Source organism: Lonsdalea quercina subsp. quercina, from assembly GCF_000688695.1.
GTDB lineage: Bacteria > Pseudomonadota > Gammaproteobacteria > Enterobacterales > Enterobacteriaceae > Lonsdalea > Lonsdalea quercina_D.
In genome coordinates this window covers 169,816-196,544 of the sequence record NZ_JIBQ01000005.1, presented here as the reverse complement: position 1 = coordinate 196,544, position 26,729 = coordinate 169,816, and the positions used below count along the sequence as shown (strand labels likewise).

Here is a 26,729-nt window from a genome sequence, read left to right as displayed (position 1 = left end):
GCTATTCTTCTTCTTTTTGGAGTTCGACTTCATCCAGACGCAGATGCACGAGAATCTGATAGGCCCGTCCGGTATTTTTCACTTTGATGACCTTGCGCCATTCGGCGCTGTCGGGATCCGCATAGCGCGCGACGACGCCGATATAACGGATCTTCTCATCCAGCTTGACCGGCGGCAGATACTTGAACTGCCCTGGCAGCAAGGTGTAGTCCTGGTGGTCGATATAATTCTTGCCCAGCGATTTCTCCAGATCGGCCGTCACCTGGTCGTAGTCCGTCGCCAGCAGCTTGGAATCCTCCGACAGCATGACGATCTGAAACTCAATCGGCGCCGCTTCCCCACTCTCGTTGGGGTTCACGTCCGGCTCGGCAAGCAGACTGAACCCGGCGGTCGAGGGCTGGCTATCGTTGCTCCCCACCTGAATATCCGGGTTCATCGCAACGTCAGCCATCTTGCCCATTGTGGTACAGCCTGAAAGCAGCAGTAATACCCCGGAAAGCAAGAATGTCCGCAGCATCAGATTAACTCCTGTTGCTCACGGACGACGCGGTCGTAGGCCTGGGAATACACCTGTTGGAACAGCTTCTGGAATCCCTGCTGGCGTTCGGACGTCAGCTCGCGGAAATAGTGCTGGTACATGGACCAGGCCCAGCCGTCGTCCATGGGGTTCTGCTCACCGGCACGGCGATAATGTTCGAAGCGCTTGAGCAGCACGTCAGGGGAGAACGCCTGCAAAATGCTGTCCAGCGCGGTCGCGATGGCCTGTTCGTTGGCGACGTGGTGAATACGCACGTTGCGCAGGACTTCGTCGACGGCGGCAGGCGCGGAAAGGTGCACCGGGCTTTTCTCTTCGGCGAACAGCAGCGACAGCGTGTCGTGGTAGTCCAGACTCAGACGCAGCGGGTTGTCTTCAATCGGACGCAGGTGCTTGTCCGACAGCGCCGCCTGATCGGCCTGCAGCTTCAACAGCCCTTCAATCATCGCGCGCAGCGTTTTTCCCATTTCCTCAAGGAAGTTGCTGAGATGCTGATTGTTGCCGATGTTCAGTGTCTGACCGAGGCCGCGCATCAGCGGGGCCAGCGCGTTTTGATCGATGTTGTCGCCGGCAGTCAGCGAATCAAAGCGGTCCTGAATAGCGGGTAGCTCGAGAAATTCCTGGTCCATGGTGCCCTCAACGGCTGAAGAAGAAGTAGATGAAACACGAGTCGTGGTGGAGAATTCGGGCGTTCCCCGCGTCTCCTGAGTAAGGAATGCATTTGCGCCGGTTTGCTCCTGCTGCAACGCCAACAGCGGGTCGCTGGCCGGGGTCGGCGAAGACGTCTGTTCGTTGTTCTCGGCGGCTTTTTCCTGCGCGAGCCAGTCATCCAGTTCATTGTCCGAGCGGTTGCCGATGATCTGCGCCAGTTCCGGCTCCGCGCTGACCTTGCCCATATACACCCGCAGCCTGAACGGTCCGACCGTCAGTTCGTCGCCCTGATCCAGAAAGACTTTTCTTGAACGCCCAATGGGCGACGTCGCGCCGTTGATGAAGGTCTGGCCGCTGAGATCGCACAGGCAGAAGCGCCCGTCATGCACTTCGATGCGCGCATGTTCAGGCAGCACCGCACCCAGCCGATCTTTCAGCTTCCAACTATCCTGCTCCGAGGAGCCCAGCGTGCCGCCGCTTTGATGAAACTGGTATTGAACCTGGGAGTTGCCTTCGAGCTGTTCGCTGTTCAGCACAACCAGAGAAAGTTGTTGATTGAGTTCGTTCACGATTACTCCTGCACGCAAATAGTCACATCAGGCTCGCTCGGCGGCTCGCCGAGAAAGCTGCTCCAGCCCAAACGAGCGCTCTGTTCATTTCCCAGGCGAAGCCCTTTCGCTTCTCCTAAACCAAACCCCAGCCGCAAGTCCCACGCGCACTGGTCGCGCAGGATGAAGGAAACAAAGCGCACCAGTGGCTCGAAATGTTCGCCGTTAGGCAGAAACTGCAAAAACTGCGCGAAGCTCAGATTGTTGATTTTCAGCAAAAATTTCCCCGCGCAGTCATTCACCTTGTCACCGATGACAAAATCGTTGCCCATCGTGGAGTTGGCCATTCCCAACCGATTTTGCTGGTCCGCATGAATCGGCACTTTGCGCGCCTGCCACGCGATGACATCGACCATGTCGAGGTCGAAGCAGTGCGCGACCAGCCCGGCCACCACTTCCGGCGAGCGACTCGGGCTTGCCAGCATCCCGGCGTACGACAGCATTTTGGCCCGGTTGACCGGCAGACTTTCGCGCACGGCGTCATTGCCCAGGCCCACCAGCGCGAACATCAGCCGCGAGAATCCGTCTTCCCCTTCGTCCTGAAAGCGGACGTGGTAACGGTATTTGCGCCAGAGGCGGTGCAGCAGCGTCAGCAGGCGGTGGTGGAAGAAATCCAGAAACGCGCCCAATTTCTGTTCGCCCTGCGCATACTCCCAGGCAAGATCGTCCAGGTAGTAACCGGGCATCGGCGACTGACTGCCGTGCAGGCCCATGAACGCGACTTCCAGCACATGGCCCTGCGTTTCGTCCTGCGTAATGCCTTGTATGTCGCTGCTATGGAACCCCAGGGACGCGGTGGATTTAAACCTTATGCGCTCCTGTTCGGGGCGGTAGTCCAGCCCCCGCTCCTGATCCACGCCTTCCAGCCGATTGACGAGTTCAACCAGCTGGAAAAAATTAAAGCGCGGCGCATCATCCCGAAACATCACATCATGGAGTGCTGACCTATCTGGACTGGCCATTTGTAGCGCTCCTTGTTATCAAGGTTGATGATTTCCAATAGATGGAAGGCGTTAACACTGGCGTAAAGCGAGAAGAAATGCGCCAGTACGGTGCCGAACAGATACAGCTCGCCTTCGCTGGCAAAGGCGGACTGATACACGGACAGCACCGACTTCAGCCCCCGCACCGGCATGCCGCGGATCAGCCGATCTATCGGCGTGGTTTCAATCGATTCGATCCCAGCCAGACGCTTGCGGGACGCCTGCTCCGCCTGTTTGTCGTGCAGTGCCGGGAAGTCATACGTCCGCAGGATCTGCACTAGCGCATCGCGGCGCAGCAGCGAGACGTAGTTCAGCGACAGGTTGGAGATCAGCGTCCAGTGCAGGCTGCCGTCCAGTGCCGGACGCAGCGGCCGGGTCGGTCGGATAATATTTCTGAACGTCGCGAACGACGGGGAGCTGCCGGTCGGCATGCAGACCGCGCCGACAGGCAGCTGAGACGCTTTGGAGCGGTTCGTACAGGTCAGCGATACTGAAATGGACTCGTCCATATCCACCGCTTCGGTTTCATCGCCGCGCACGAACGACAGGGCATGTTCGAAACCGTCGCCGCTGACCGCCTCGCGCACGCGGCTGCGGTAGTACAACGCCAGACGGCCTTTAGCGCGCTCAATCTGGTGCTGGAAGCTTTCAAACGGCTGATACTGGCGCGGCTCGCCGCGAGCGCGGCCGATGTGGCCTTCGATCCATCCTTCGACTTTGTCCACCGAGAAAATCTCGTAGGCGTCCGCATGCCGATAACTGGCCTTGAGCGGGTACTCCGTCTGGCGGCCGTTGAGGTTGATCGGCTCGCTGTCATGCTGGAACAGGTTGATCGCCGGTACGCAGTTCAGCATGAAAGAGTCAGGACGGATTTTGAGTTCCGCGGGCAGCGGGCAGGCAAAACAGAAATGGATTTTGAAATCAGTGACCGACAGCGGCTGGTTCGGCCAGTCCGCACCGGAAAGCTGGAAGAACAGGAAGGTTTCCGGGAAGCAGAAAAATTCCTGCAGAATTCGGTAGCCGGAATAGACGTTGCTCGGATAAGGCAGCAGTGCGTCTTCCCGTTCGAAGCCGATGGTTTTTAATGTACTGGCTTCTTGTCTGAATCGTGTCCCATCGATTTCAAGCTCGATGTGGGAGAGCTTACTGGAGAGCCAGAAATAGAGCTCATAGGCGGTATAGCTGTCGCCTCCCAGATAAAACCGCAGCTTGTCCAGCTGCAGCTCGGTGAGCAGCATGGGTCCGTGGAGGTTAAAGTCCAGGCTGATTTTGGAGAGGTCGTTACCGCTTTGTACGCTGATGTCGCGGATATCCGCAGGATACACCCAGGCGTCATGACAGGTCTGGAAATGGCACACAACGTCGTCGACTGGCTGGCTATCCAGCATACAGCCGCGGCTGATTAAGGCCGGTCGCGCAATGGCTCCAGGGATCACTGAGAACTGCATAATCGTCATGCTGGGAACCGGACGCAGATAGTTCGGCCACAGCATGCCCAGCAGCCCGTGGGTCAATTCAGGAAATTCATCCTCAATTTTTGCCCGCAAACTTCCCGTCAGAAAAGCAAACCCCTCCAGCAGCCTTTCGACGTCCGGATCGGTGGTTTGTTCTGATAGAAAACGGGTAAGTTCAGGGTGGGCATCGGCAAACTGGCGTCCTTGCAAACGCAGGTAAGCTATTTCATCCCTGAAGTAGTGTTCCAGAAGCATAGTTACGTCATTCTATAATGTCGGTGACTGTCCATATGGATATTGAAGGAAGTGACCTGCTCCAGCTGTTCCAACCGTACGTGAGCTGTCACCTGAAACGCCATTTCGAGCGGGCTAGATTGATAGTCGTTGGAACTGACTTCGACGTGAACAATGCGGGGTTCATACTGGCAAATGCATTGCCGTATCGCCTCACGTATCCGACCACGTATATCTGCTCCGCCCTGCGTCGCGTCATTAAAATCAATGACGCCGAGATCAGGCGCACTGCGACAACTTCCCGGACGCGTATTGAGCACCTGATCGAGTTTGCGTTTTACCGACTCAATCAGGCACTCCAGCTCGTCCTGAGGCGAAGAACTTCGACGTTCTTCGCCCCGGATACGATCGAACAGGCTGGCGGCACTCCCTCTATCCCACGAAGAGAGAGAGGCCATCAGGGATTACTCCTTGTCCAAACGTCCCACCAACGACAGTTCAAAATTCGCCCCCATATACTTGAAGTGAGGACGTACGGACATCGCGACCTGATACCAACCCGGTTCACCTTCAACATCCAGAACCTTGATCTGAGCGGCACGCAGCGGGCGACGGCTACGAACATCTGCCGGCGGGTTTTCCTGATCGGCAACGTACTGTTTGATCCAGCCGTTCAGTTCACGTTCCAGATCCTGACGCTCTTTCCAGGAACCAATCTGTTCGCGCTGCAGCACTTTGATGTAGTGAGCAAGACGGTTGATAATGAACATGTATGGGAGCTGTGTGCCCAATTTGTAATTAGTTTCCGCTTCTTTCCCTTCTTTGGTGTTCGGGAACACCTTCGGTTTTTGCACCGAATTGGCAGAGAAAAATGCAGCATTATCACTGTCTTTACGCATGGTCAGAGTGATGAAACCTTCCTCTGCCATTTCGTATTCGCGACGATCGGTGATCAGAACTTCCGTCGGGATCTTGGCCTGCAACTGACCCATGGCTTCATAAACGTGTACCGGCAGGTCGGTGATAGCGCCACCGCTCTGCGGACCAATGATGTTCGGGCACCAGCGATATTTCGCAAAGCTGTCCGTCAACGCTGTTCCCATCAGATAAGCGGTGTTGCCCCACAGGTAGTGATCGTGGTCGACGCTGATATCTTCTTTGTAGTTGAACCCTTTGATCGGGTTCTCTACCGGATCGTACGGCAGACGCGCCAAGAAACGCGGTGCAGTCAGGCCCAGATAGCGGGAATCTTCAGATTCGCGCAGAGAGCGCCATTTGGTGTAGGCCGGGCCTTCGAAGACGGATTTCAGGTCTTTGATGGTCGGCAGCTCGGTGAAGCTGTCAACACCGAAGAACGTCGGGTCAACCGAGGAAATGAACGGTGAATGGGCCATAGCGCCCACTGCGCTCGTGTATTGCAGCAGCTTGATATCCGGAGAACTTTGCGTAAAGGCATAGTCACCGATAACCGCGCCGATCGGCTGTCCGCCGAACTGGCCGTAACCGCTGGAGTAGACGTGCTTGTAAAAACCGGACTGGGTGATTTCAGGCGCGAACTCAAAGTCATCCAACAGCTCCTGCTTGGTGGCATGGAGCAGCAGGATCTTGATGTTTTCACGGAAATCTGTGCGATCGACCATCAGCTTCAGCGAACGCCAGGAGGATTCCAGCTCCTGAACTTCATCGGCGTGCAAAATGACATCGACCTGCTTGCTGAGCTTTTTATCCAGCTCAACAATCATGCTATCTACCAGCGCCTTGTTGACCGGCTCGCTCGTATCGCCACTGTCCAGAATATTTGAAATCAGTGCGGCGATACCCTGCTTGGCGACGCTATAGCCTTCATCGACAGGCGTGAGTCGGGCTTGGGCCATGATTTCATCAAGCAAGGAAGGTGCGGCACTTTCTGCGCCCGCCTGTACTTTCTCTTCTACTACTGACATGTTTGTTTCCCTTCTCGTCAATCCAACGTATTACTCAGCAGGTTTCACCAGATCCAGCTCTTTAAGCAGCTGTTCCCGCGCATCTTCGCTGGCCAGCAGATCCTGCAGACGGTTACGGAATGCAGGGATGTTGCCAAGCGGGCCCTTCAGCGCAACCAGCGCTTCACGGAGTTCCAGAAGTTTTTGCAATTCAGGCACTTGTTGAGCAATACGATCGGGGGAGAAATCGGCTAGCGATTCGATGTTCAGCTTTACAGGCAGGTCATCCTGGCTCTCTTCTTCCAGGCGGTTAGGCACGCTGAAATTGAGTTCCAGTTTGGATTCTTTCATGACGGAAGAAAAATTGTTCTTATCGATCGATACAGTAGAACGCTCCTCAATCGGCGTTTCTTCCGTACGACCTTTCATATTACCAACGACCATCAGGGTCAGCGGCAGTTCAATTTCGCTCTGCTGTCCCCCAGTTGCGGGTACATATTTGATATTAATACGTTCCTTTGGTGCAACGGATGCACCATCAATTCCTTTTCCCATATTCGCATACCAGGTTTAGGCCCTGACTGGCCAGAAAACACATGGTCGATTCCTTCCAGGGTACGTCCGACGTTAATTAGAACAACACTGTTCGGATAAGAAAAATAAACTATTTCCCATTTATCGACCGGTGATATTACCTAAGTAACTGGATATAACCAATATTACTTCCGCTTGGTATATCCATTACCAAATAGTAAAAAAGCAGTTAGCTTCGAGTTAATTGAGCGGTATTAGAACTAAATACTGACGAGGCGATGATACACACACCTGTTACAAGTGGTCAATAATAATATTATTTTGCATTACTAAAACAAAAATACCTATAAAATCATGGATATAAAAAAAAATCCAAATTCAAAAAGGGAAACAAATCAATAAAAAATCAAGTTTTTCAAACATAAGAAAAAGGCACAATAATGCGGCTTAAATTTTAATTGACATGATAATAGTCACCATAGTTACTGTAACGCGATGGTTAATGCCACTGCGGTTTATCACACAAAAATGCACACATTGAACCGTAAACAGTAATGTTTATCAGGTTGGGGCGGGGTTTGAGGCATCGATATGCTCTTCACATGGGGATGTCGATTGTTCGCAAAAGAACATCAGAATAAGATGAAAAACCAAGAACATTGAATTCGGCAAATACAGCCTACCGCCGTCATCATGATTGTTATCTAATAATACCAGTTGAGTTCCCAAGCTTAGTGATTCTATTAAACACGGCATTCCTCGCAACACCATTAACATCTCTATCACTCACTTCAAGAGAATAACAAAGAATCGATAACTCATCGAAAACCGATTATGTCCTGACAATATGACTTAAGGTGGTTCTAACTCCCATCTTATAAACCCCAGTTATTTTAATACCATTAAGGAACAAGAAATTAGATATGCCATACAATCGGTTTGCAATTTGGGATAAATATTTTTTTGAGACTGATAATTGTCCGTTATAAAAACAAAAACGGTAATGGCGCAAAAATCAACCAACGAGATGACAGAAAAAGACGGTGATCGATTTAGCCAACTGCTGCGATTCTATACGCCCCATGCACTGCCGTGACTCGTCGAACAACACGAAGCTCCATGGCTCGGAGGCCTCTTTGGTGAAGTGGTCAACTAAAACTGGCCACCGCTTTAGAGTTTTTCCAGTATCGGTTTTCCGATTCGTTTGGTGGTAACCCTCCGTTATAGTCGTGTGGCCTGAGCGCACTGTAATACCCAACGATATAGTCCGTTATTGCACTGGTAGCATCGCTGAAGCTTGTGTAACCAGTCACCGGCACCCACTCGTTCTTCAGGCTTCTGAAGAAGCGCTCCATCGGACTATTATCCCAGCAGTTTCCACGACGACTCATACTCTGCCTGATCCGGTACCGCCACAGTGACTGCCGGAACTGCCTGCTTGTGTAATGGCTGCCCTGATCGCTGTGGAACATCACTCCGGCTGGTTTGCCGCGAACTTCCCACGCCATTTCCAGCGCTTTGATGGTCAGTCTGCTGTCCGGTGAGAACGACATTGCCCAGCCCACCGGTTTCCTCGCGAACAGGTCGAGAACAACGGCGAGGTATGCCCAGCGCTTACCTGTCCAGATATACGTCACGTCGCCACACCACACCTGATTTGGTTCTGTGACAGCGAACTGACGCTCAAGGTGGTTCGGGATGGCAACATGCACCTGACCACCACGCTTATATCTGTGTGTGGGTTGCTGACAACTGACCAGCCCCAGTTCTTTCATGAGTCTGCCAGCAAGCCAGCGCCCCATCCGGAAGCCTCTGAGCGTTGCCATTGCGGCGATACTCCTTGCCCCAGCAGAGCCATGGCTGATGTTGTATAGTTCCTGGACTTGACTGCGCAACACGGTATGCTTTCTGTCCGGCTTATCAGGACGACATTTCCAGTATTTATAGCTGCTGCGGTGAACCCCGAATACGTGGCAGAGTGTAGCCACGGGATAACGCGCCCTGAGTTTTCCGATTAACGAGAACTGTTCAGGGAGTCTGACATCAAGAGCGCGGTAGCCTTTTTTAATATTTCATTTTCCATTTCAATACGTTGTAGTTTTTTCTTCAACTCACGTATTTCAATTTGCTCTGGGGTAATGGGGGACGCTTTCGGTGTTTTTCCCTGTCGTTCGTCCCGTAATTGTCTGACCCATCGGGTCATTGTTGAAAGGCCAATATCCATGGCTTTTGCTGCTTCAGCAACGGTGTAGTTCTGATCGACAACCAACTGAGCCGCTTCACGTTTGAACTCTGCACTAAAATTTCTTTTTTTCATTGGAGCACCTGTGTTGTTCTGAGGTGAGCATATCACCTCTGTGCAGGTGGCCAAATTCAGTGTGCCACTTCAGTATTGCTTCTGCGAGATGAAAAAGCAGATATGTAGGCGGATCAACCCGGCAATATTGAGAGGGGGTTAAGGGGGCATCCGCTCTTTGCTCGTTCTCTTCTGCGTGTATGGTAACGGACAACAGCGTCTCACCGCTTTTCCCTATAATGGTGTATTGCATCCCCCCGCATGGATCACAGACATAGCTATAACTAAATTGCTCTTTACAGCCTGGAGAAGCTAATTCACAGAGTCTAATAAATGCACCGTGAACCTCCTCTGCGGATATCTGGATGTTAGCGTGATGGTATAGCTTGTAAATGCATTCAAGAGCTTCTTTCTGATGAGTAGAAAAGAAAAATTCTTTGATTTTTTCCCACAAACTCATTTCAGGAGGTGTGCTGTTGTTGGCGATTGCATGTAATCTTTCGCCGCTAATGTGCGCAGATAAGAGACCATTGCCGATGTTCAGCGACATTTATCACCTCATTTATCTATAGAATGTCTTTGATGGATGAATCACATAAAGAACCCCGTCGTTCTTGCGAAACCGTCGTTAACCTTGATTTCTTAGGTCTGATATAGCGTATAGTGATTTTCCTTATGTATTCCTCGCACGAAGGGTGAGCATCGCACCTTTCTCATCCTGCCTGAATAAGTTAATACACTGATGTTTAGGTGAGTTTTTTTAATTACAGCACATAGCATGTTGTAACTAAAGAATGTTTGTTTTTAGAAAGTAAAAAGCCCGCTGCTAATCGGCGGGCTTCGTTGAAGGCATATAATGATAACTTAATGATTCGTATCGAGTTCCGGGAAACTTTTCACTAGGTCGTCAATAGCTTTGATTTGCTTCAAGAATGGCTCCAGCTTGCTCAGCGGTAGCGCCGAAGGGCCGTCACAACGGGCGTTATCCGGGTCAGGATGAGCCTCGATAAACAGCCCGGCCAAACCGACAGCCATCCCAGCCCTCGCCAGTTCGGTTACCTGTCCGCGGCGTCCGCCGGATGCGGCACCAAACGGGTCGCGACACTGTAAGGCATGAGTGACGTCAAAAATAACCGGCGAGCCATCAGAGACCTGTTTCATCACGTTGAAGCCCAACATGTCGACCACCAAATTGTCGTAGCCAAAGTTACTGCCACGGTCGCACAGAATAACCTGCTCGTTACCGCCCTCGCGGAATTTATCAACGATATTCCCAACCTGACTAGGGCTGATGAACTGAGGCTTTTTCACGTTGATAACGGCGCCGGTCTTGGCCATCGCTTCAACTAGGTCAGTCTGACGCGCCAGAAATGCCGGCAACTGAATAACGTCAACGACTTCTGATACTGGCTGAGCCTGCTGTGCATCGTGGACGTCGGTGATAACTTTCACGCCGAAAGTCTGCTTCAGCTCCTGAAAAATCTTCATCCCCTCTTCCAGACCGGGACCACGGTAAGAATTGATGGAAGAACGGTTAGCTTTATCAAACGATGCTTTAAAAATGTAGGGAATACCCAGCTTCTGCGTGACGGTGACGTAATGCTCGCAAACCCGCATAGCCAGATCGCGTGATTCGAGTACGTTCATACCACCAAACAGTACAAAGGGAAGATTGTTGGCAACCGGGATATCCCCGACGTTTACCACTTTGTTATTCATACAGTTACCTTAATGTCGGATAAATCAAAAAACCAAATTCGCAGTTAATGCAACACAATGTCTTTCTGTTCGATGGAGTGTATTTGCACTTTGATCATCTCACTGACGGGGTCCTCCGGACAGTGTTCTACAAAGTAGCTCAGATCAGACAGCGCAATGTGGTCACAATCGAGCTGAGCGTAGATCAACCCCCGATCGCGGATCTCGTAAGGATCTTCCGGGTCGAATAGCAGCACGGCCTCGCAGGCGCGCAGCGCAAGCTCCATTTGCTTTTCTTCCATCAGTGCGATTTTCATCGTATCCAGCAGTTTGCGGACAATCATCACGTTTTCCGCTTCGTCCAGATCCTCATCCAACAGGCGCGTTGAAGGGCCGATGTTCCCTTTCAGCCAGACATCAAGCACGTGTTCACTCAATGTATCGCCGTTAAGCGGGTTGATGAGCCACATTTCGTCATCCAGCCAGTCGGCGCGGATAATGAACTGGGTGGGGAAAATGACAGGCATTAACGGCAGATCAATTTGCTGAGCGATATGCATGAAAATTATGCCCAGTGAAACCGGCATTCCCTGACGTGTAGAGAGGACTTTATCGAGCCATAACACGTCTGACAGCCGGTACACGCCGCTGGCGCCCCCGAAACCCCAATCACCGAAAAACAGCGCAATCAGTTTTTCCAGCTTTTGTTCCGGACCAAGANGAGTCGGGATGGCCAAGCGAGCCTCATCGACAAGGTGTTGCAGATTTCGTCGTACTTCCGTCGCGGAGAAGTCACAGCGTATTTCCTGGGAAACTAAGATTACCCCTTCACTCAACGGTGAGCGGTTGAATTCGAAATCGGCAATAGCACTCATAGGTATTCCATCAGCATAGGTAACTTGGTGAAAATCCAGCATTTAATTGATAGCAGGCCCACCAAGGTCAAACAGTAACGCTATCCTGCTAATTTACTGTCGTCGTCACGGGTGTCACAACCCCCGGACACGAGGCAGAATGTAAGTAATTATGCCAAACGGGTCCTCTCTCAGCCAGCATTCCACGGTGAGAGACAGGCAAAATGCGCGATGTGTAGCACTTTGTCGGCGTCTAGTGACAAAGGTAGGTCATTCAGGCCGAAAACCCAGAGAGACTCGCTCGTTGCCACCGTAGTCTTTACAGGTTTCAACCCGAATAAAACCCTGCTGTTTCAGCAGTTCACGGACGGCGCTGCCCTGCTGCCAGCCATGCTCTAACAGCAACCCGCCTCCCGGCAGCAGATACTGGGCAGACTCAGTGATAATCACGCGCAGATCGGCCAAGCCCTCATCGCCAGAGATCAGCGCGCTACTCGGTTCGAAACGCACATCGCCTTGCGACAAGTGAATATCTTCAGGGTCTATATAGGGAGGGTTGCTGACAATGGCAGAGAAATGCTGGCCTGTCACTCCGGAAAACCAGCTTCCCTGAGTAAAAGAAACATTGCTGATACCGAGTCGTTGCGCATTTTCCCTCGCCAGCGTCACCGCATCAGGCTGGACATCAACTCCCTGCACGCGGCAATCCGGACGCTCGCTGGCGATAGCCAATGCGATGGCCCCCGTGCCAGTGCCTAAATCCAGTATGTCGGCAGGCCCAGCGGGAAGAAACTTCAGCACCTGTTCGACAAGACACTCCGTATCCGGACGCGGTATGAGCGTGGCGGGAGAGACCGTCAGCGGCAGCGACCAGAACTCTTTTTGGCCGATAAGGTAGGCGATCGGCTCACCGGCAATACGCCGTTCCAGCAGTTGAGACAGTTGCAGCCGCTCTGTCTCTGACAACAAGGTTTCACCAAACGCCAGGATAAAAGTACGCGCTTTTCCCGTCGCAAACTCGAGCAGGATTTCCGCATCGCGCCGTGGGCTGTCACTGTCCTGCAACCGTTGAATGGCCTGATGCAACCAGCGTTGATAATCCATTACTCTTGCTCGGACAGTGCAGCCAACTGGTCAGCCTGGTATTCCTGCACAATCGGCTGGATCAGCATATCCAGTTTGCCTTCCATCGCTTCATCCAGACGGTACAAGGTCAGGTTGATACGGTGGTCAGTCACGCGCCCCTGCGGGAAGTTGTAAGTACGGTTACGGTCGGAACGGTCGCCGCTGCCCAACAGGTTACGGCGCGTTGACGCCTCTTCCTGCTGGCGTTTTTGCACTTCTGCGGCACGAATGCGCGCACCTAGCACGGAAAGCGCTTTGGCTTTGTTTTTGTGCTGCGAGCGCTCATCCTGACACTCAACGACGATGCCGGTTGGAATATGCGTGATACGGATAGCGGAATCGGTGGTGTTGACGTGCTGACCGCCCGCGCCGGATGAGCGGAAGGTATCGATGCGCAAATCTGACGGATTAATTTCCGGCAGTTCGGCTTCTGGCACTTCCGGCATGACGGCCACAGTGCAGGCGGAGGTATGGATACGCCCCTGAGATTCAGTCGCGGGCACTCGCTGCACGCGATGGCCGCCGGACTCAAACTTCAGTTGCCCGTATGCGCCGTCACCGACCACTTTAGCGATGACTTCTTTGTAACCGCCATGCTCGCCGTCGCTCGCGCTGACCACTTCCACCTTCCAACGTCGAGACTCGGCATAACGGCTATACATGCGGAACAGATCGCCGGCGAAAATCGCGGCTTCATCGCCGCCAGTGCCGGCACGAATTTCGAGATAACAGCTACGGTCGTCGTCAGGATCTTTCGGCAACAGGAGAACCTGCAGTTGCTGTTCCAGCTCGTCGCCTGCGGATTTGGCTTCGCTCAGCTCGTCCTGCGCCATTTCGCGCATTTCAGGATCGTCCAGCATCGCTTCCGCGGTGGCGATATCCTCCTGCGTTTGCTGCCAGCGCTGGAAACAACGGGTAATGTCGGTCAGCTGAGCATACTCCCGGGACAACGCACGAAAACGGTCCATATCGGCGATGACGCCGGGATCGCCCAACAGCGCCTGGACCTCTTCATGGCGTTCTTGCAGTGCTTCCAGTTTGGCAACAATAGAAGGCTTCATGCGTGGTGTTATATCCTGTCGTTAATCGAAAAAGGGTGAGAAGAATGCTAGTTCAAGCCGAGGCTGTCACGCAAAATTTGCAAACGGTCGTGATCGCCGTCGCGGGCAGCCTGCTGAAGAGAGATGGTTGGGGCATGAATCAGGCGGTTGGTCAGCCGATGCGTCAGCTCTTGCACAATCGCTTCCACGTCCCCGCCCTGCTGAATGGCCGCCAGCGCTTTGGCTGTCATTTCCTCACGTAAGGTATCCGCCTGAGAACGGTAATCGCGGATGGTTTCCACCGCCGTTTGCGCACGCATCCAGCCCATGAACTCCGAGCTTTCCTGCTGCACGATAGATTCGGCCTGCACGGCGGCGGCTTTGCGCTGAGCGAGATTCTGCTGCACGATCGCATGGAGATCGTCCACGCTGTACAGGTAAACGTTGGGCAATTTGCCGACTTCCGGCTCGATATCCCGTGGTACCGCAATATCCACCATCAACATCGGGCGGTTACGCCTCACTTTGAGCGTGCGCTCCATCATCCCTTTCCCCACAATGGGCAACGTGCTGGCCGTGGAACTGATGACAATATCGGCCTGCGCTAGCTGACCGTCCAGTTCGCTCAGCGCAATCACCTCCGCCCCGACCTCGCGGGCCAATACCTGTGCACGCTCACGTGTTCGGTTGGCGATCCACATACGCTTGACCTGATGTTCGCGTAAATGGCGCGCCACCAGCTCGATCGTTTCGCCAGCGCCAATGAGCAGGACATTGACCTCGGCCAACGATTCGAAAATCTGACGCGCCAGCGTACAGGCGGCAAAGGCGACGGATACGGCACTGGCGCCGATATCCGTTTCGGTACGGACGCGTTTCGCAACGGTGAAGGATTTCTGGAACAACCGTTCCAAATCGCCTGATAGCGATTGTTCACGCTGCGATTCGGCAAACGCCTTTTTGACCTGCCCTAGGATTTGAGGCTCGCCAAGGACGAGAGAGTCCAGCCCGCTGGCGACACGCATGAGATGGCTGACGGCCGCGTTGCCCTCATGCCAATAGAGACTTTTACGTACATCGTCCGCGCTAAGATGATGATACTCGCACAGCCAGTGGATGAGCTGTTCGCGCCGATTCTCTTCGGCGTCCACGCTCAAGTAGAGTTCAGTACGATTACAGGTGGATAGCAGCACCCCGCCCTGTATCAGCGGTTGCTGTAACAAGCTGTGCAGCGCTGCCCCGAGAGAATCCTGCGAGAACACAATGCGTTCACGCAAAGAAACCGGAGCCGTTTTATGATTGATGCCAAGCGCGAGCAGGGTCATGAGTCTTCGAGTAATACCGATATTAGTATGGACTTCATCTGTGGGGGCATTCTACTTGAAGCCACCATTCAAGAAAAGTGACGGAATATGCCCCAAATACGGCGGTTGGTCATTTTTCGACGGCAATAACAATGATTGACGATGAACAGGAAGCCCGCTAGCGTGACACCTTATCCCGCATCATCTCTGTCTCTGAGGACGCCAAATCCATGTCGAAAAAACTTGTCCGTGGCCTGCAATTACTGCCTCTCGCGGGTCTTTTACTTACAGCCTGTAGTACGCGACAGCCCGAATTGCCAGGGCAAAGCCCGACCTCTCCGCAGTGGCGACAGCATGAGCAGAAAGTACAACATTTAAGCCAATACGAAACGCGGGGATCCTTTGCCTATATTTCAGATAGGCAAAAACTTTATGCCCGCTTTTTCTGGCAACAAACCTCTGAGCAGAACTATCGCCTGCTCCTGACTAACCCTCTCGGCAGTACCGAACTGGAGTTAAAAGCGCAGCCGGATAGCGTTCAGATTACCGACGGTCAGGGCAAACGTTACGTAGGTAAAGATGCCGAAGACATGGTCCGCCAGTTAACCGGTATGGATATCCCGATGAATAACCTGCGCCAATGGATTGTCGGCCTGCCCGGCGACGCCCAGCAGTTCACGCTCGACCAACACTATTTGTTGCACACCGTGACCTATCAACAAAGCGGTCAGAGCTGGAACGTCAAATATCAGCAGTACACCGATAGCATCATGCCGATGCCGAAAAGCTTAGAGCTGAGTCAGGGCGAACAGCGCATCAAACTGAGAATGGATAACTGGAAGGTTCAGTAAGCCATGTCTACGAATAAAATGAGCTGGCCGTCTCCAGCCAAACTGAATTTGTTTCTCTATATCACCGGGCGCCGGGCAGACGGTTATCACGATCTGCAGACGCTGTTTCAGTTCCTGGATTACGGCGACACGTTGACCATCACGCCGCGTGCGGATGAAGCGATCACGCTACTGACGGAGATGAAGGGCGTTCCCGTTGAGCAAAATCTCATCGTTCGAGCGGCCAAACTGCTGCAAGTGCATTGCCGCCAACAGGGCCTTCCCTTTTTCGGCGCAGAAATTGCCATTGATAAACGATTGCCGATGGGCGGCGGTCTCGGGGGCGGTTCGTCAAACGCCGCCACCGTGCTGGTCGCGCTGAATTATTTATGGCAATGCGGGTTGTCATCCGAAACACTGGCTGAGCTGGGGTTACAACTGGGCGCCGATGTGCCGGTGTTTATTCGTGGTCATGCCGCGTTCGCGGAAGGCGTCGGCGAAGCGTTGACGTTCGTCGAACCGGAAGAAAAATGGTATCTAGTCGCCCACCCCGGCATCAGCATTTCGACGCCCGAGATCTTCAACGATCCCGATCTGAAACGTGATTCACCGGTGCGCACATTGCAATCGTTATTGGCTTATCCCTTCGCCAATGATTGTGAACCTGTAGCAAGAAAACGTTTTCGTGAGGTTGAACAGCTACTTTCATGGCTGTTAGAATACGCCCCGGCGCGTTTGACCGGCACAGGCGCTTGTGTGTTTGCAGAGTTCGACACCGAGTCTGCTGCTCGTCAGGTGCTCGACCAAGCCCCGGAAAATTTAAATGGTTTTATTGCTCGCGGTGCTAATGTATCCCCCTTGCAACGAACGCTTTCCGGACTACCCGAGGGTCGCTAAAAAACCACCGGCATCAGTGGTGTTTTAACGCTCTTTACCCATACCCGTATGCATATTCTTCCTACCCCAGTGGGTCGAGTATTTCTCTGGACGCAAGCTTGAGGTTCTTCTCGTGCCTGATATGAAGCTTTTTGCTGGTAACGCCATCCCGGAACTAGCACAACGTATTGCCAACCGTTTGTACACCAGCCTTGGTGACGCCGCCGTCGGTCGCTTTAGCGATGGCGAAGTCAGCGTGCAAATCAACGAAAATGTCCGTGGTGGTGATATTTTCATCATCCAGTCCACCTGCGCACCGACTAACGATAACCTGATGGAGCTGGTTGTCATGGTTGATGCTCTGCGCCGTGCTTCTGCTGGACGAATCACCGCGGTAATCCCCTATTTCGGCTATGCACGCCAGGACCGTCGCGTCCGCTCCGCTCGTGTGCCTATTACGGCAAAAGTTGTCGCTGACTTCCTTTCCAGCGTTGGTGTTGACCGCGTTCTGACGGTTGACCTGCATGCTGAGCAGATCCAGGGATTCTTTGATGTGCCGGTAGATAACGTGTTTGGTAGCCCGATCCTGCTGGAAGACATGCTTCAGCAAGATCTGGATAACCCGATCGTTGTTTCTCCGGATATTGGCGGTGTCGTTCGCGCACGTGCCATTGCGAAACTGCTGAACGATACGGATATGGCCATCATCGATAAACGTCGTCCTCGCGCCAACGTTTCTCAGGTGATGCATATCATTGGTGACGTCGCGGGTCGTGACTGCATCCTGGTGGATGACATGATTGATACCGGCGGTACGCTGTGTAAAGCGGCGGAAGCGTTGAAAGAGCGCGGTGCGAAACGTGTGTTCGCCTACGCCACTCACCCGATTTTCTCCGGCAATGCCCACGACAACATCAAGAACTCTCAGATCGATGAAGTGATTGTCTGCGATACCATCCCGCTGGCTGAGAATATTAAAGCACTGCCGAATGTGCGGTCGCTGACATTGTCAGGCATGCTGGCTGAAGCCATTCGCCGCATCAGCAACGAAGAATCCATCTCTGCCATGTTCGAGCATTAATCGTTCACGTCAGTGATGTCAGCAAAAGCCATCGGTTTTCCGATGGCTTTTTTGTGGGTTCGACCTGGGTTGACGAACCGTTAGGGAAGACGTTCTGTGCGACGGCAACGTTTATCGAAATGTTTAACCCACCAATAGCGGTCCGATACCGTATCTCTACCGCCAAGCCGTGCGCCGATAAGCCAGACGATCGCGCCGGAAAATATTCCCATCAGATCCAGATAGCGGCCCGATCCTGGCAGATGCCATCCCGGCAACTGGCTGATGATGGCATAGCCGACGCTGGCGACCATCAGCACAAGGCCGACACTCATCAGCAGATTTCCTGTCATCACTGCATGTTTGCGTTTCATACCCACCTCCTGAAAAGGTTTAACAGATAACGGGGATGTCGTAGCACGCCCTCTTATCAGTTAAAATTATAGGTGCTGCGCCAATCACCGTTGCGTAAGCGATCACAGAAAGTGAATAAAAAATAGTCACCTCACCTACAGTTTCTTTTCATAGTCCGGTGAAATGGCGGCTTTATACCTCTCCGGGCCGGAGTGATATTGGTGATCCCTCCTCCCTGCGTGTAAACTAGCGGGCCTGTTATTTGTCTCTGACATCAGCGTTACTGGCGTAACGCCCTATCTGGAAAAGTATCGTGAGCAGTATCAAACTGATTGTGGGGCTGGCGAATCCGGGTGCTGAATATGCGTCTNCCCGCCATAATGCGGGCGCCTGGTATATCGACCGTCTGGCTGAATCCCACCGCCAGCCGCTCAAAGAAGAAAGCAAATTTTTCGGCTACACATCGCGCCTGACACTCGCTGGCCAGGATGTTCGATTGCTGGTGCCGACGACCTTTATGAACCTCAGCGGCAAGGCAGTGGCGGCAATGGCGACCTTTTACCGCATCCAACCTGATGAAATTCTGGTCGCACACGATGAACTAGACCTGTTGCCCGGCGTCGCCAAACTCAAACTGGGCGGCGGCCACGGGGGTCACAATGGGTTGAAAGATATCATCAGCAAGTTGGGGAATAACCCGAACTTCCACCGACTGCGTATCGGCATCGGCCATCCGGGCGACAAAAACAAAGTGGTCGGTTTCGTTCTGGGCAAACCGCCTGTCAGTGAACAAACCCTGATCGATCAGTCCATTGATGAAGCGCTACGCTGCACCGAAATAATGCTGGGCGAAGGCATGGTCAAGGCCATGAATCGGCTGCATGCCTTTAAGGCGTCATAAGCTTTGACGGGGTCAATCGCATAACGCTCCTGCATGTGTGTATAATTGGGCGTCATTTTCATATTCAAACGGGCTGTTGCATTAACAGTCTGATTAACAAGTTATTTAAGGTGATATAAACATGGGATTCAAATGCGGTATTGTTGGGCTGCCTAACGTGGGTAAATCCACCCTCTTCAACGCGTTGACTAAAGCAGGTATTGATGCGGCCAACTTCCCGTTTTGTACCATCGAACCGAACACCGGCGTAGTACCGATGCCGGATCCGCGTCTGGACAAACTGGCGGAGATCGTCAAACCGCAGCGTACGCTGCCTACCACGATGGAATTTGTGGATATTGCCGGGCTGGTTAAAGGCGCTTCCAAAGGTGAAGGTCTTGGCAACCAGTTCCTGACCAACATTCGTGAAACCGAAGCGATTGGCCATGTCGTTCGTTGTTTCGAAAACGACAACATCATTCACGTAAATAACAAGGTCGATCCCGCTGATGACATCGACGTCATCAACACCGAGCTGGCACTGTCGGATCTGGATACCTGCGAACGCGCTATTCACCGTATCCAGAAAAAAGCCAAAGGCGGCGATAAAGACGCTAAAGCTGAGCTGGCTGCACTGGAAAAATGCCTGCCGCAGCTGGAAAACGCCGGTATGCTGCGCGCGATTGACCTAAGCGCCGAAGAAAAAGCCGCGATCCGTTATCTTAGCTTCCTGACGTTGAAACCGACGATGTACATCGCCAACGTAAACGAAGACGGGTTCGAAAATAACCCATACCTGGATCAAGTGCGTGAAATCGCAGCGAAAGAAGGCTCTGTCGTGGTTGCCGTTTGTGCCGCCGTTGAAGCGGATATCGCCGAGCTGGATGATGAAGAACGCGACGAGTTCATGGCGGAGCTGGGACTGGAAGAACCGGGCCTGAACCGCGTGATTCGTGCAGGCTACGAACTGCTGAACCTGCAGACCTACTTCACCGCTGGAGTAAAAGAAGTACGCGCATGGACCATCCCTGTCGGCGCCACTGCCCCACAGGCCGCCGGTAAGATCCACACCGACTTCGAAAAAGGCTTCATTCGTGCCCAAACCATCGCTTATGAAGACTTCATCACCTACAAAGGTGAGCAAGGCGCCAAAGAAGCCGGCAAAATGCGTTCAGAAGGTAAAGAGTACATCGTGAAAGACGGCGACATTATGAACTTCTTGTTTAACGTCTGATTTGGTTCTGTTGTTTCATGAGGTTTCACGGAATCTCATGAAAACCAGAAGACATTATAAAATCCACGCTATTGCGTGGATTTTTTATTACAACCTTATAGAAAGGCGGTGATTGTTCCAAAATAATACCGGTGACTTGCCTACGGGTAAGTCACCGGTACTCTACTATTAATCAATGTCTGAATATTTGGCTTTTAGCGAGGAAAGGCGATCCGCGTCTTTATCAGAGAACTCTTCATCGGAAAATATAGGTTTTCCCTGTGCGTCATCAATGCTAACAATAGTGACTGTAAACACGGCATCCGAAGGTGCATCGACGTTTCCCCACTTCAAGTAAGGGTTTTGTGGCAGGGTTAAATCAGCCTTTTCACCTGGCTCTAAACCACCGGGAATAGTACTTCTGAAGGTATCAGTGAACCAAGGAACTTGCCTGTCAGGACTAGAGATAACACCTTTAAATTCAGCCCGAGAGACTGCTTTACCTGTATTATTTTCTATAGTTAATTCAATAACCGGCTGATCCTTGCCATATTCTGTTTTCTTAAAATAAAAGCGAGAACGAGAAATAACGAATTCTTTCTTTTTATCGAGACTTAATTCAGCTTTTTTTTGTTTTTCCTCTAGCTCCTGAATTTCTTGAATCGCCTGCTTTTTCTCTTTTTCAGCTTTTTCTTTTCTGATCTGATCCGCATAAACGAGTATTTCTTCGCCAGTCTTACCTGACAGGTTACTCATCATCTTGTCTTTTACCGTAGACATATTATTAGCCATTTCGGCATGCATCAAATCCTTCATGCTCACATTGCTGAAAGCAATGACTTTCAATGCATTATCGTAAGCTGCGCGTTTGTCTTCGGGTAAAGATTCTCGCACTTCTTTAATCGATTCTTTTACCGTCGCTTCATTAGAGGTATCGATTTTCGGCTTATCACACCCTGAAAGAACTAGTGCAATTACAAACGCTATTCCTATTTTTTTCATAAAAATCCTTATTGAGAATATATGTGACCCAGACAAATCCTAAACATCAAATCAATTATTGTGAAGCATTATCAGTGCATTGGAGTAAATATTTTTAAGTGACAACGGAGATCGTAAGTACGTTCAAATTGAAAATTTTAGCTCGTCCTAATAAGGGGACTGGACGCTAAGTGTCATAACATCAGAAGACGGACATCCAGCATCCGATTACTCCGGATGTCCGTTTCAATTCATCGGTAACAGGGCAGGAAAAACGGCTATCGATGAGTGAACATCGACGTATTCACGTCAGATCCGCCCTTCCCCGCAAATCACTCGAATCAATGCTGTTGACTAGGTATTGCAGAGGCCATCCATTGGTTCAAACCGTTCGGCGGCAGCGGTTTTGAGAATAAATAGCCTTGAACCACAGGGCATTCCAGCGCGATTAATACGTTGCGCTGATCGTCCGTTTCCACCCCTTCCGCCACCACCATTAAATCCAGGCTGCGTCCAATACCAATGACGGCATGCACCACCGAACGCAGCCGGTTTTGCTTTCCGCACTGGTCGATGAAACTGCGATCGATTTTAACTTCCGTGACCGGAAGATTGGCGAGGCTGGAGAGGCTGGAGAAGCCGGTGCCGAAGTCATCCACCGACAGTCCGACGCCCAATGCGCGTATGCGATTGAGAATATCGAGCGTTTCATCCGTCAGCGCCATCATCAGGCTTTCAGTAATCTCAATGGTCAGATTCGACCCCGCGAGCCCGTAGGTCTGCAGCTGGCGAGCCACATACGCCGGAAGATCCGAGTGATTGAAGTTATACGAAGAGAGGTTCACCGACACCACCGGTACATGAATGCCTTCCGCCCGCCACGCGGCCATTTGCCGGCAGGCCTCTTCTAGCGCCCAGCGTCCAATGCCGTCAATCTCGCCGATATCCTCCGCCAGACGGATAAACCGGTCGGGCGGCACATCGCCGAATTCGGGGTGATGCCAGCGAGCCAACGCCTCGACGCCAAACAGTTTTCCGCTACGCGTACATACCTGAGGTTGATAGTGCAGATGCAGTTGCCGATGCGCCACGGCAGACTTGAGCGCGGCGCCGAGCAACAGTCGCTCCCGCGCCAGCACATTCATCTCTGCGCTGAAAAATCTGAACACGTTGCCGCCAGACTTCTTGGCCTTGTACATGGCGTTCATGGCATTCGTCAACAGCACTTCTCGCGTAGTGCCGCCTTCGGGATACTGGCTGATACCGAGACTGGCCGATAAGCTCAACCGATGGCCGCTGATTTTGATCGGCTCTCGTACAATACTGAGAACCTGACTCGCCAGCGTCGATGCCCGCGAAACATCAAAATTTGGAATGACGATGACGAACTGATCGGTCTCGGTGCGGCTGATGAACTCATCCGAACGTATCCACGACTGCAGTCGGTTCGCCATCGCCACCAGCACCTGATCGCCCGCCGCGTGCCCAAACATGTCGTTAATATCTTTGAAATGGTCCAGATCGAGATTGAAAAAACCGATCTTCTGGCTGGACGAGGCGAGCAGATCATCCACATGGCAATGCATGTAGCTGCGATTCGGTAATCCGGTGAGGGCATCGAATCTAACGACTCTCGCCATCTGCCGACGATTGTCTTCTCGTTCAATCGCCAGCGTACACAGGTGGATGCTCGCGTCGGCGATATGTTCAAGAAAAGTGTTCGGTTTCAACCCCTGCCGAAAATAGAAGGCGAAGGTGCCCAAAACCCGACCGTCGCGCTGTTTGATTGGATAGGTCCAGCAGGCCCGCAGGCCGTGCGGCAATATTTGATGCTTGTAAGGCGCCCAAAGCGGGTTGGTTTCGATGTCATCCACCATCACCTGCTCGCCTCTGAACGCGGCCGTTCCGCAGCCCGCAACGCCTTCACCGATCTCTACGCCTTCCCAGTCAGGGCCGTAGGAGTCGTGAAAACTGGGGGCAGCCCAAGGACGCAGTTTGTTGTCTTCAACCCGGCAGACGGAGACCAAAACATCGGGAACAATCGATTCGATGCGACGACACAGGAAATTGCCGAGCTCGTTAAACGACAGGCTGCTGGTCAGCGCTTCCAGCGCATCTCGCTCCAAATCCTGGATCAGCCGTTCTTCGGTCACATCCGACAACACGACCACATAGTTTTTGATCTGCTCGTGATTTCTCTCGTCAAAGATTGGGTTAACGGAAAAGCGCACCCAGACGTCTCGACCGTCTTTGGTCAGCGTCAGAATGTCGCCGTGGACGCCGAGCCAGTCCTGGGTTTTAGTGCGTAGATTGTCTAATAACGATTTGTCTGTGCGGGGACTGGCCAGCAGCTCGCTCGGACCTTTGCCGATGGACTCTTCAGCCGTATAGCCAAACAGCGAAGTAAAAGCACGGTTGATTTGAACGATTCGACGATTCGCATCCAACACGCAGACGACGCGGTCAGTGTTGTTAATCGCCAGCAGCAGCAGTCGGGTTTCTTCCCGACGGGCGACTTCATCCGTAACGTCGCGGGCGATCGCCATAAAATGGATGCGTCCGCCGACATCAACCTTAGACAGGAAAAACTTCGCCCATAGCTGTTGTCCATCCCGCTTTTCCATGAGGATATCGCGACTCATCGCTTCTGGCCGGGGTAAGTTTGGCTGCCGGTTTCTACGGATGTAGCGGCTATGTACCTCCCGCATGGCCTTGGGCAACAGCGGGCGCATGTGTTGTCCCAGCACTTCGTCGCGAGTGTAACCCCACAGCCTTTCTGCGGCCGCATTGAAAAACAGGACGCGGTCGCATTCATCAATTAGGACGACGGCTAGCATCGTCTGCTCCAAAGCGGGGAGCAATATGTGATAGTAATCAGCGCCCGGGCCTTCCATCTTCATTAATATTTCCTCCATGCAGACGGGTTATCGTTCCTTTTTCGATAAGTCCATCTGCAGCAATCTCGATTTAAGCAGCCCTAGGCACCAGGTTTGACTGCATGGGTACACGAATGGATATTACACCTCCGTCCTGGCCGGTCACCGACAGTGCTCATGTCAGGGGTTTTCATCAGGAAAACCAGAAATGGCGGGAAACATAAACTCTGGCCTGGGGTTTTTGTCTTATCGGCACAACGGAGTAAACATTGAACTTTTGCTACGGCCAGTGACAGGCACAGATAAGAAAACGTTTACACAGTTTGCCTGCCAGTTTCACCACCTTCATGCTCTTTCCACACGCTCAATCGCAGTCGTCCAGTATGCCATCGAAGCACGTCTTTTTTGTGGTGATAATTAGATGAATTTAACTTATCCATTAACATGTTGCTCACGTTCAGGAACGGTTAAAAAACGCTCTCGGAGCTCCACATGAACGGCCGTTACAATAGCTTACCGAGCATTCCTGGGATACGCGCAAAAATCTGAATAAGCACTATCCTTTCAAAGAAATCATAAGATTAATTAACAGGACGGACTCTCATGCAGGATCATGCAACTTCAACCACGTTTAGCGAAAACGCCCAGGAACTCATAGACACCCTCACCCATATCGTCGGTAAATCTCATATCCTCACGGATACGCACAAAACTGAACGCTATCGAAAAGGATTCCGCTCCGGTCAAGGAGAGGCGCTCGCCGTTGTCTTTCCGGGCTCGCTACTGGAACAGTGGAAAGTATTTAAAGCCAGCGTGGAAGCCGATCGCATCGTGATTATGCAGGCCGCCAATACCGGTCTGACTGAAGGTTCTACTCCTAGCGGCGACGGCTACGACCGTGAAATCGTTATCATCAACACTCTACGGCTGGATAAGGTGCAACTGTTGGACCAGGGGCGACAAATCGTCGCACTGCCCGGCAGCACGCTATGGCATTTGGAGCGCGTGCTGAAGCCATTAGGTCGTGAACCGCACTCGGTGATTGGCTCATCTTGTATCGGCGCATCGGTAATTGGGGGGATCTGCAATAACTCCGGCGGTTCGCTGGTGCATCGCGGTCCCGCTTATACGGAGATGGCGCTGTATGGCCGAGTGAACGATCAGGGCAAGGTAGAGCTGGTCAATCATCTGGGGATTCATTTGGGCGAAACGCCGGAGCAAATTCTGATCCGCCTGGAACAACGTCAGTATACCGAGACGGACGTGGTCAATGACGAGCGACAGGCGTCCGATCACGAGTACGCCGACCGTGTCCGAGACGTGGATGCCGACACCCCTTCCCGCTTCAATGCCGACGAACGTCGCCTGTTTGAAGCCGCAGGCTGCGCCGGTAAGTTGGCCGTTTTTGCCGTCCGCCTGGATACCTTTCCGGCGCAAAAATCTCAGCAGGTCTTCTACATCGGCACGAATCAGCCTGAGGTGCTGACCGAACTTCGTCGCCATATTCTGGCGAATTTCACTCATTTGCCGGTCGCGGGGGAATATCTTCACCGGGATATGTTCAACATGGCCGAGGTCTACGGCAAAGACACCTTCGTTATGATCGACAAGCTGGGCACCGATAAAATGCCCATGTTCTTCAACCTCAAAGGTCGAATGGACGCCATTTTCGATAAAATTCCCTTCCTCCCGTCGCACCTTGTGGATCGCACCATGCAGCTACTTAGTCGTTTGCTGCCCTCTCAGTTACCTGAGCGGATGCGGGCCTATCGCGACCGCTACGAGCATCACCTGATGCTGAAGATGGCGGGAGATGGAATTGAAGAGGCGCATCGCTGGTTGGAAAGCTATTTCCGCGAGGCAGACGGTGAATTTTTCGCGTGTACGCCAGAAGAAGGTAATAAAGCGTTCTTGCATCGGTTCGCCGCCGCCGGGGCCGCTATTCGGTATCACGCGGTGCATAGCCGCGAGGTCGAGAACATCCTGCCGCTGGATATCGCGCTGCGTCGTAACGATCGGGAGTGGTTTGAGCGCCTGCCGCCGGAAATCAGCGATCAGCTGGTGCATCGCCTCTACTACGGACACTTCATGTGCCACGTTTTCCATCAGGATTACATCGTGAAAAAAGGCGTCGACACCCATAAGCTGAAAGAGCAGATGCTGGAACTCCTCGACAAGCGAGGCGCGGAATACCCTGCAGAGCACAACGTCGGCCATTTATATCAGGCCAAGCCACAGCTTAAGGCGTTTTATCAGCAGAATGACCCGACCAATACTCTCAATCCCGGTATCGGGAAAACCAGTAAGCTGAAAAACTGGGGCTGCGGCTGCAACGACAGTTCACACCACTAACCCTCCGGCCAACTCACCGTTCGGGCTTCGCACACATTCGCGAAGCCCGGCTTTCCGAGCGTCCCCCGC

General features: G+C 52.5%; 23 protein-coding genes. 6 read left to right on the top strand and 17 right to left on the bottom strand.

Annotation, left to right across the window (positions count from 1 at the left end):
- Position 1: 1 nt before the first annotated feature.
- The 14 genes from tssJ to hemA all read right to left on the bottom strand — a co-directional run bounded on the left by tssJ (position 2) and on the right by hemA (position 15,259).
- Positions 2–517, bottom strand: a complete 516-nt coding sequence (tssJ, locus tag SB13_RS05970) for a type VI secretion system lipoprotein TssJ (protein WP_026739480.1) — start codon at positions 515–517, stop codon at positions 2–4.
- Positions 517–1,773 carry a type VI secretion system-associated FHA domain protein TagH gene (gene tagH, locus SB13_RS05965; RefSeq protein ID WP_394296363.1) on the bottom strand — a complete coding sequence of 419 codons (1,257 nt, stop codon included), beginning with the start codon at positions 1,771–1,773 and terminating at the stop codon, positions 517–519. The genes tssJ and tagH overlap by 1 nt, the downstream gene beginning before the upstream one ends.
- Positions 1,758–2,756 carry a type VI secretion system baseplate subunit TssG gene (gene tssG, locus SB13_RS05960; protein ID WP_026739723.1) on the bottom strand — a complete coding sequence of 333 codons (999 nt, stop codon included), beginning with the start codon at positions 2,754–2,756 and terminating at the stop codon, positions 1,758–1,760. Before tssG ends, tagH begins: the two co-directional genes overlap by 16 nt.
- The gene (gene tssF, locus SB13_RS05955) at positions 2,720–4,486 is read right to left on the bottom strand and encodes a type VI secretion system baseplate subunit TssF (protein ID WP_026739478.1); all 1,767 of its coding nucleotides are present in this window, start codon (positions 4,484–4,486) and stop codon (positions 2,720–2,722) included. Before tssF ends, tssG begins: the two co-directional genes overlap by 37 nt.
- Positions 4,487–4,488: 2 nt before the next feature.
- A complete protein-coding gene (gene tssE, locus SB13_RS05950) occupies positions 4,489–4,923 on the bottom strand; it encodes a type VI secretion system baseplate subunit TssE (protein ID WP_026739477.1) in 435 nt (144 codons plus the stop codon).
- 6 nt (positions 4,924–4,929) lie between these two features.
- Positions 4,930–6,408: a type VI secretion system contractile sheath large subunit gene (gene tssC, locus SB13_RS05945; RefSeq protein ID WP_026739476.1), complete on the bottom strand. Its 1,479-nt coding sequence runs from the start codon at positions 6,406–6,408 to the stop codon at positions 4,930–4,932.
- A gap of 30 nt (positions 6,409–6,438) precedes the next feature.
- Positions 6,439–6,942, bottom strand: a complete 504-nt coding sequence (gene tssB, locus SB13_RS05940) for a type VI secretion system contractile sheath small subunit (protein WP_026739475.1) — start codon at positions 6,940–6,942, stop codon at positions 6,439–6,441.
- Positions 6,943–8,069: 1,127 nt separating this feature from the next.
- Positions 8,070–9,238, bottom strand: a protein-coding gene (locus SB13_RS05935; RefSeq protein WP_152545785.1) for an IS3 family transposase whose coding sequence is annotated in 2 segments (ribosomal slippage) — positions 8,070–8,989 and positions 8,989–9,238 — 1,170 coding nt in all. Because the reading frame shifts where the segments join, the coding sequence is not laid out codon by codon here.
- Positions 9,219–9,767 (bottom strand): SGNH/GDSL hydrolase family protein, encoded by a 549-nt coding sequence (locus tag SB13_RS17740; protein WP_026739472.1) that lies wholly within the window; start codon positions 9,765–9,767, stop codon positions 9,219–9,221. The genes SB13_RS05935 and SB13_RS17740 overlap by 20 nt, the downstream gene beginning before the upstream one ends.
- A gap of 314 nt (positions 9,768–10,081) precedes the next feature.
- Positions 10,082–10,936, bottom strand: coding sequence for a 3-deoxy-8-phosphooctulonate synthase (kdsA, locus tag SB13_RS05920; protein ID WP_026739471.1), 855 nt, complete (start codon positions 10,934–10,936; stop codon positions 10,082–10,084).
- 44 nt (positions 10,937–10,980) lie between these two features.
- Positions 10,981–11,790: an invasion regulator SirB1 gene (gene sirB1, locus SB13_RS05915; RefSeq protein WP_026739470.1), complete on the bottom strand. Its 810-nt coding sequence runs from the start codon at positions 11,788–11,790 to the stop codon at positions 10,981–10,983.
- 249 nt (positions 11,791–12,039) lie between these two features.
- On the bottom strand, positions 12,040–12,873 hold the full coding sequence (gene prmC, locus SB13_RS05910) for a peptide chain release factor N(5)-glutamine methyltransferase (protein WP_026739469.1): 834 nt from the start codon (positions 12,871–12,873) through the stop codon (positions 12,040–12,042).
- Positions 12,873–13,955, bottom strand: a complete 1,083-nt coding sequence (gene prfA / locus SB13_RS05905) for a peptide chain release factor 1 (protein WP_026739468.1) — start codon at positions 13,953–13,955, stop codon at positions 12,873–12,875. Before prfA ends, prmC begins: the two co-directional genes overlap by 1 nt.
- Positions 13,956–14,002: 47 nt before the next feature.
- The gene (gene hemA / locus SB13_RS05900) at positions 14,003–15,259 is read right to left on the bottom strand and encodes a glutamyl-tRNA reductase (RefSeq protein WP_026739467.1); all 1,257 of its coding nucleotides are present in this window, start codon (positions 15,257–15,259) and stop codon (positions 14,003–14,005) included.
- Positions 15,260–15,468: 209 nt separating this feature from the next.
- Here hemA and lolB point away from each other — a divergent pair, with 209 nt between their 5' ends.
- The 3 genes from lolB to prs all read left to right on the top strand — a co-directional run bounded on the left by lolB (position 15,469) and on the right by prs (position 18,025).
- A complete protein-coding gene (lolB, locus tag SB13_RS05895; protein ID WP_026739466.1) occupies positions 15,469–16,089 on the top strand; it encodes a lipoprotein insertase outer membrane protein LolB in 621 nt (206 codons plus the stop codon).
- A gap of 3 nt (positions 16,090–16,092) precedes the next feature.
- Complete coding sequence (ispE, locus tag SB13_RS05890) at positions 16,093–16,965, top strand: 4-(cytidine 5'-diphospho)-2-C-methyl-D-erythritol kinase (RefSeq protein ID WP_026739465.1); 873 nt, start codon at positions 16,093–16,095, stop codon at positions 16,963–16,965.
- Positions 16,966–17,077: 112 nt separating this feature from the next.
- A complete protein-coding gene (gene prs / locus SB13_RS05885; RefSeq protein ID WP_139171474.1) occupies positions 17,078–18,025 on the top strand; it encodes a ribose-phosphate diphosphokinase in 948 nt (315 codons plus the stop codon).
- 80 nt (positions 18,026–18,105) lie between these two features.
- Here prs and ychH read toward each other — a convergent pair whose 3' ends face one another.
- Positions 18,106–18,378 (bottom strand): stress-induced protein YchH, encoded by a 273-nt coding sequence (gene ychH / locus SB13_RS05880; protein WP_026739463.1) that lies wholly within the window; start codon positions 18,376–18,378, stop codon positions 18,106–18,108.
- Positions 18,379–18,671: 293 nt separating this feature from the next.
- Here ychH and pth point away from each other — a divergent pair, with 293 nt between their 5' ends.
- A complete protein-coding gene (gene pth, locus SB13_RS05875; protein ID WP_026739462.1) occupies positions 18,672–19,259 on the top strand; it encodes an aminoacyl-tRNA hydrolase in 588 nt (195 codons plus the stop codon).
- A gap of 121 nt (positions 19,260–19,380) precedes the next feature.
- Positions 19,381–20,472, top strand: a complete 1,092-nt coding sequence (gene ychF, locus SB13_RS05870) for a redox-regulated ATPase YchF (RefSeq protein ID WP_026739461.1) — start codon at positions 19,381–19,383, stop codon at positions 20,470–20,472.
- Positions 20,473–20,640: 168 nt separating this feature from the next.
- On the opposite strand, the gene SB13_RS05865 is transcribed toward ychF, so the two are convergent.
- The gene (locus SB13_RS05865; protein ID WP_026739460.1) at positions 20,641–21,453 is read right to left on the bottom strand and encodes a DUF6694 family lipoprotein; all 813 of its coding nucleotides are present in this window, start codon (positions 21,451–21,453) and stop codon (positions 20,641–20,643) included.
- A gap of 320 nt (positions 21,454–21,773) precedes the next feature.
- Positions 21,774–24,332 (bottom strand): oxygen-sensing cyclic-di-GMP phosphodiesterase DosP, encoded by a 2,559-nt coding sequence (gene dosP / locus SB13_RS05860; protein ID WP_051616418.1) that lies wholly within the window; start codon positions 24,330–24,332, stop codon positions 21,774–21,776.
- Positions 24,333–24,911: 579 nt separating this feature from the next.
- Here dosP and dld point away from each other — a divergent pair.
- Positions 24,912–26,660 (top strand): D-lactate dehydrogenase, encoded by a 1,749-nt coding sequence (gene dld, locus SB13_RS05855; RefSeq protein ID WP_026739458.1) that lies wholly within the window; start codon positions 24,912–24,914, stop codon positions 26,658–26,660.
- Positions 26,661–26,729 lie beyond the last annotated feature (69 nt).

What these genes read in the sequence shown, in the direction of transcription:
- tssJ (WP_026739480.1), bottom strand. Translation starts at nt 517, where the DNA reads ATGCTGCGGACATTCTTGCTTTCCGGGGTATTACTGCTGCTTTCAGGC.
- tssG (WP_026739723.1), bottom strand. Translation starts at nt 2,756, where the DNA reads ATGGCCAGTCCAGATAGGTCAGCACTCCATGATGTGATGTTTCGGGAT.
- tssF (WP_026739478.1), bottom strand. Translation starts at nt 4,486, where the DNA reads ATGCTTCTGGAACACTACTTCAGGGATGAAATAGCTTACCTGCGTTTG.
- tssE (WP_026739477.1), bottom strand. Translation starts at nt 4,923, where the DNA reads ATGGCCTCTCTCTCTTCGTGGGATAGAGGGAGTGCCGCCAGCCTGTTC.
- tssC (WP_026739476.1), bottom strand. Translation starts at nt 6,408, where the DNA reads ATGTCAGTAGTAGAAGAGAAAGTACAGGCGGGCGCAGAAAGTGCCGCA.
- tssB (WP_026739475.1), bottom strand. Translation starts at nt 6,942, where the DNA reads ATGGGAAAAGGAATTGATGGTGCATCCGTTGCACCAAAGGAACGTATT.
- SB13_RS17740 (WP_026739472.1), bottom strand. Translation starts at nt 9,767, where the DNA reads ATGTCGCTGAACATCGGCAATGGTCTCTTATCTGCGCACATTAGCGGC.
- kdsA (WP_026739471.1), bottom strand. Translation starts at nt 10,936, where the DNA reads ATGAATAACAAAGTGGTAAACGTCGGGGATATCCCGGTTGCCAACAAT.
- prmC (WP_026739469.1), bottom strand. Translation starts at nt 12,873, where the DNA reads ATGGATTATCAACGCTGGTTGCATCAGGCCATTCAACGGTTGCAGGAC.
- prfA (WP_026739468.1), bottom strand. Translation starts at nt 13,955, where the DNA reads ATGAAGCCTTCTATTGTTGCCAAACTGGAAGCACTGCAAGAACGCCAT.
- hemA (WP_026739467.1), bottom strand. Translation starts at nt 15,259, where the DNA reads ATGACCCTGCTCGCGCTTGGCATCAATCATAAAACGGCTCCGGTTTCT.
- lolB (WP_026739466.1), top strand. Translation starts at nt 15,469, where the DNA reads ATGTCGAAAAAACTTGTCCGTGGCCTGCAATTACTGCCTCTCGCGGGT.
- ispE (WP_026739465.1), top strand. Translation starts at nt 16,093, where the DNA reads ATGTCTACGAATAAAATGAGCTGGCCGTCTCCAGCCAAACTGAATTTG.
- ychH (WP_026739463.1), bottom strand. Translation starts at nt 18,378, where the DNA reads ATGAAACGCAAACATGCAGTGATGACAGGAAATCTGCTGATGAGTGTC.
- ychF (WP_026739461.1), top strand. Translation starts at nt 19,381, where the DNA reads ATGGGATTCAAATGCGGTATTGTTGGGCTGCCTAACGTGGGTAAATCC.
- SB13_RS05865 (WP_026739460.1), bottom strand. Translation starts at nt 21,453, where the DNA reads ATGAAAAAAATAGGAATAGCGTTTGTAATTGCACTAGTTCTTTCAGGG.
- dosP (WP_051616418.1), bottom strand. Translation starts at nt 24,332, where the DNA reads ATGAAGATGGAAGGCCCGGGCGCTGATTACTATCACATATTGCTCCCC.
- dld (WP_026739458.1), top strand. Translation starts at nt 24,912, where the DNA reads ATGCAGGATCATGCAACTTCAACCACGTTTAGCGAAAACGCCCAGGAA.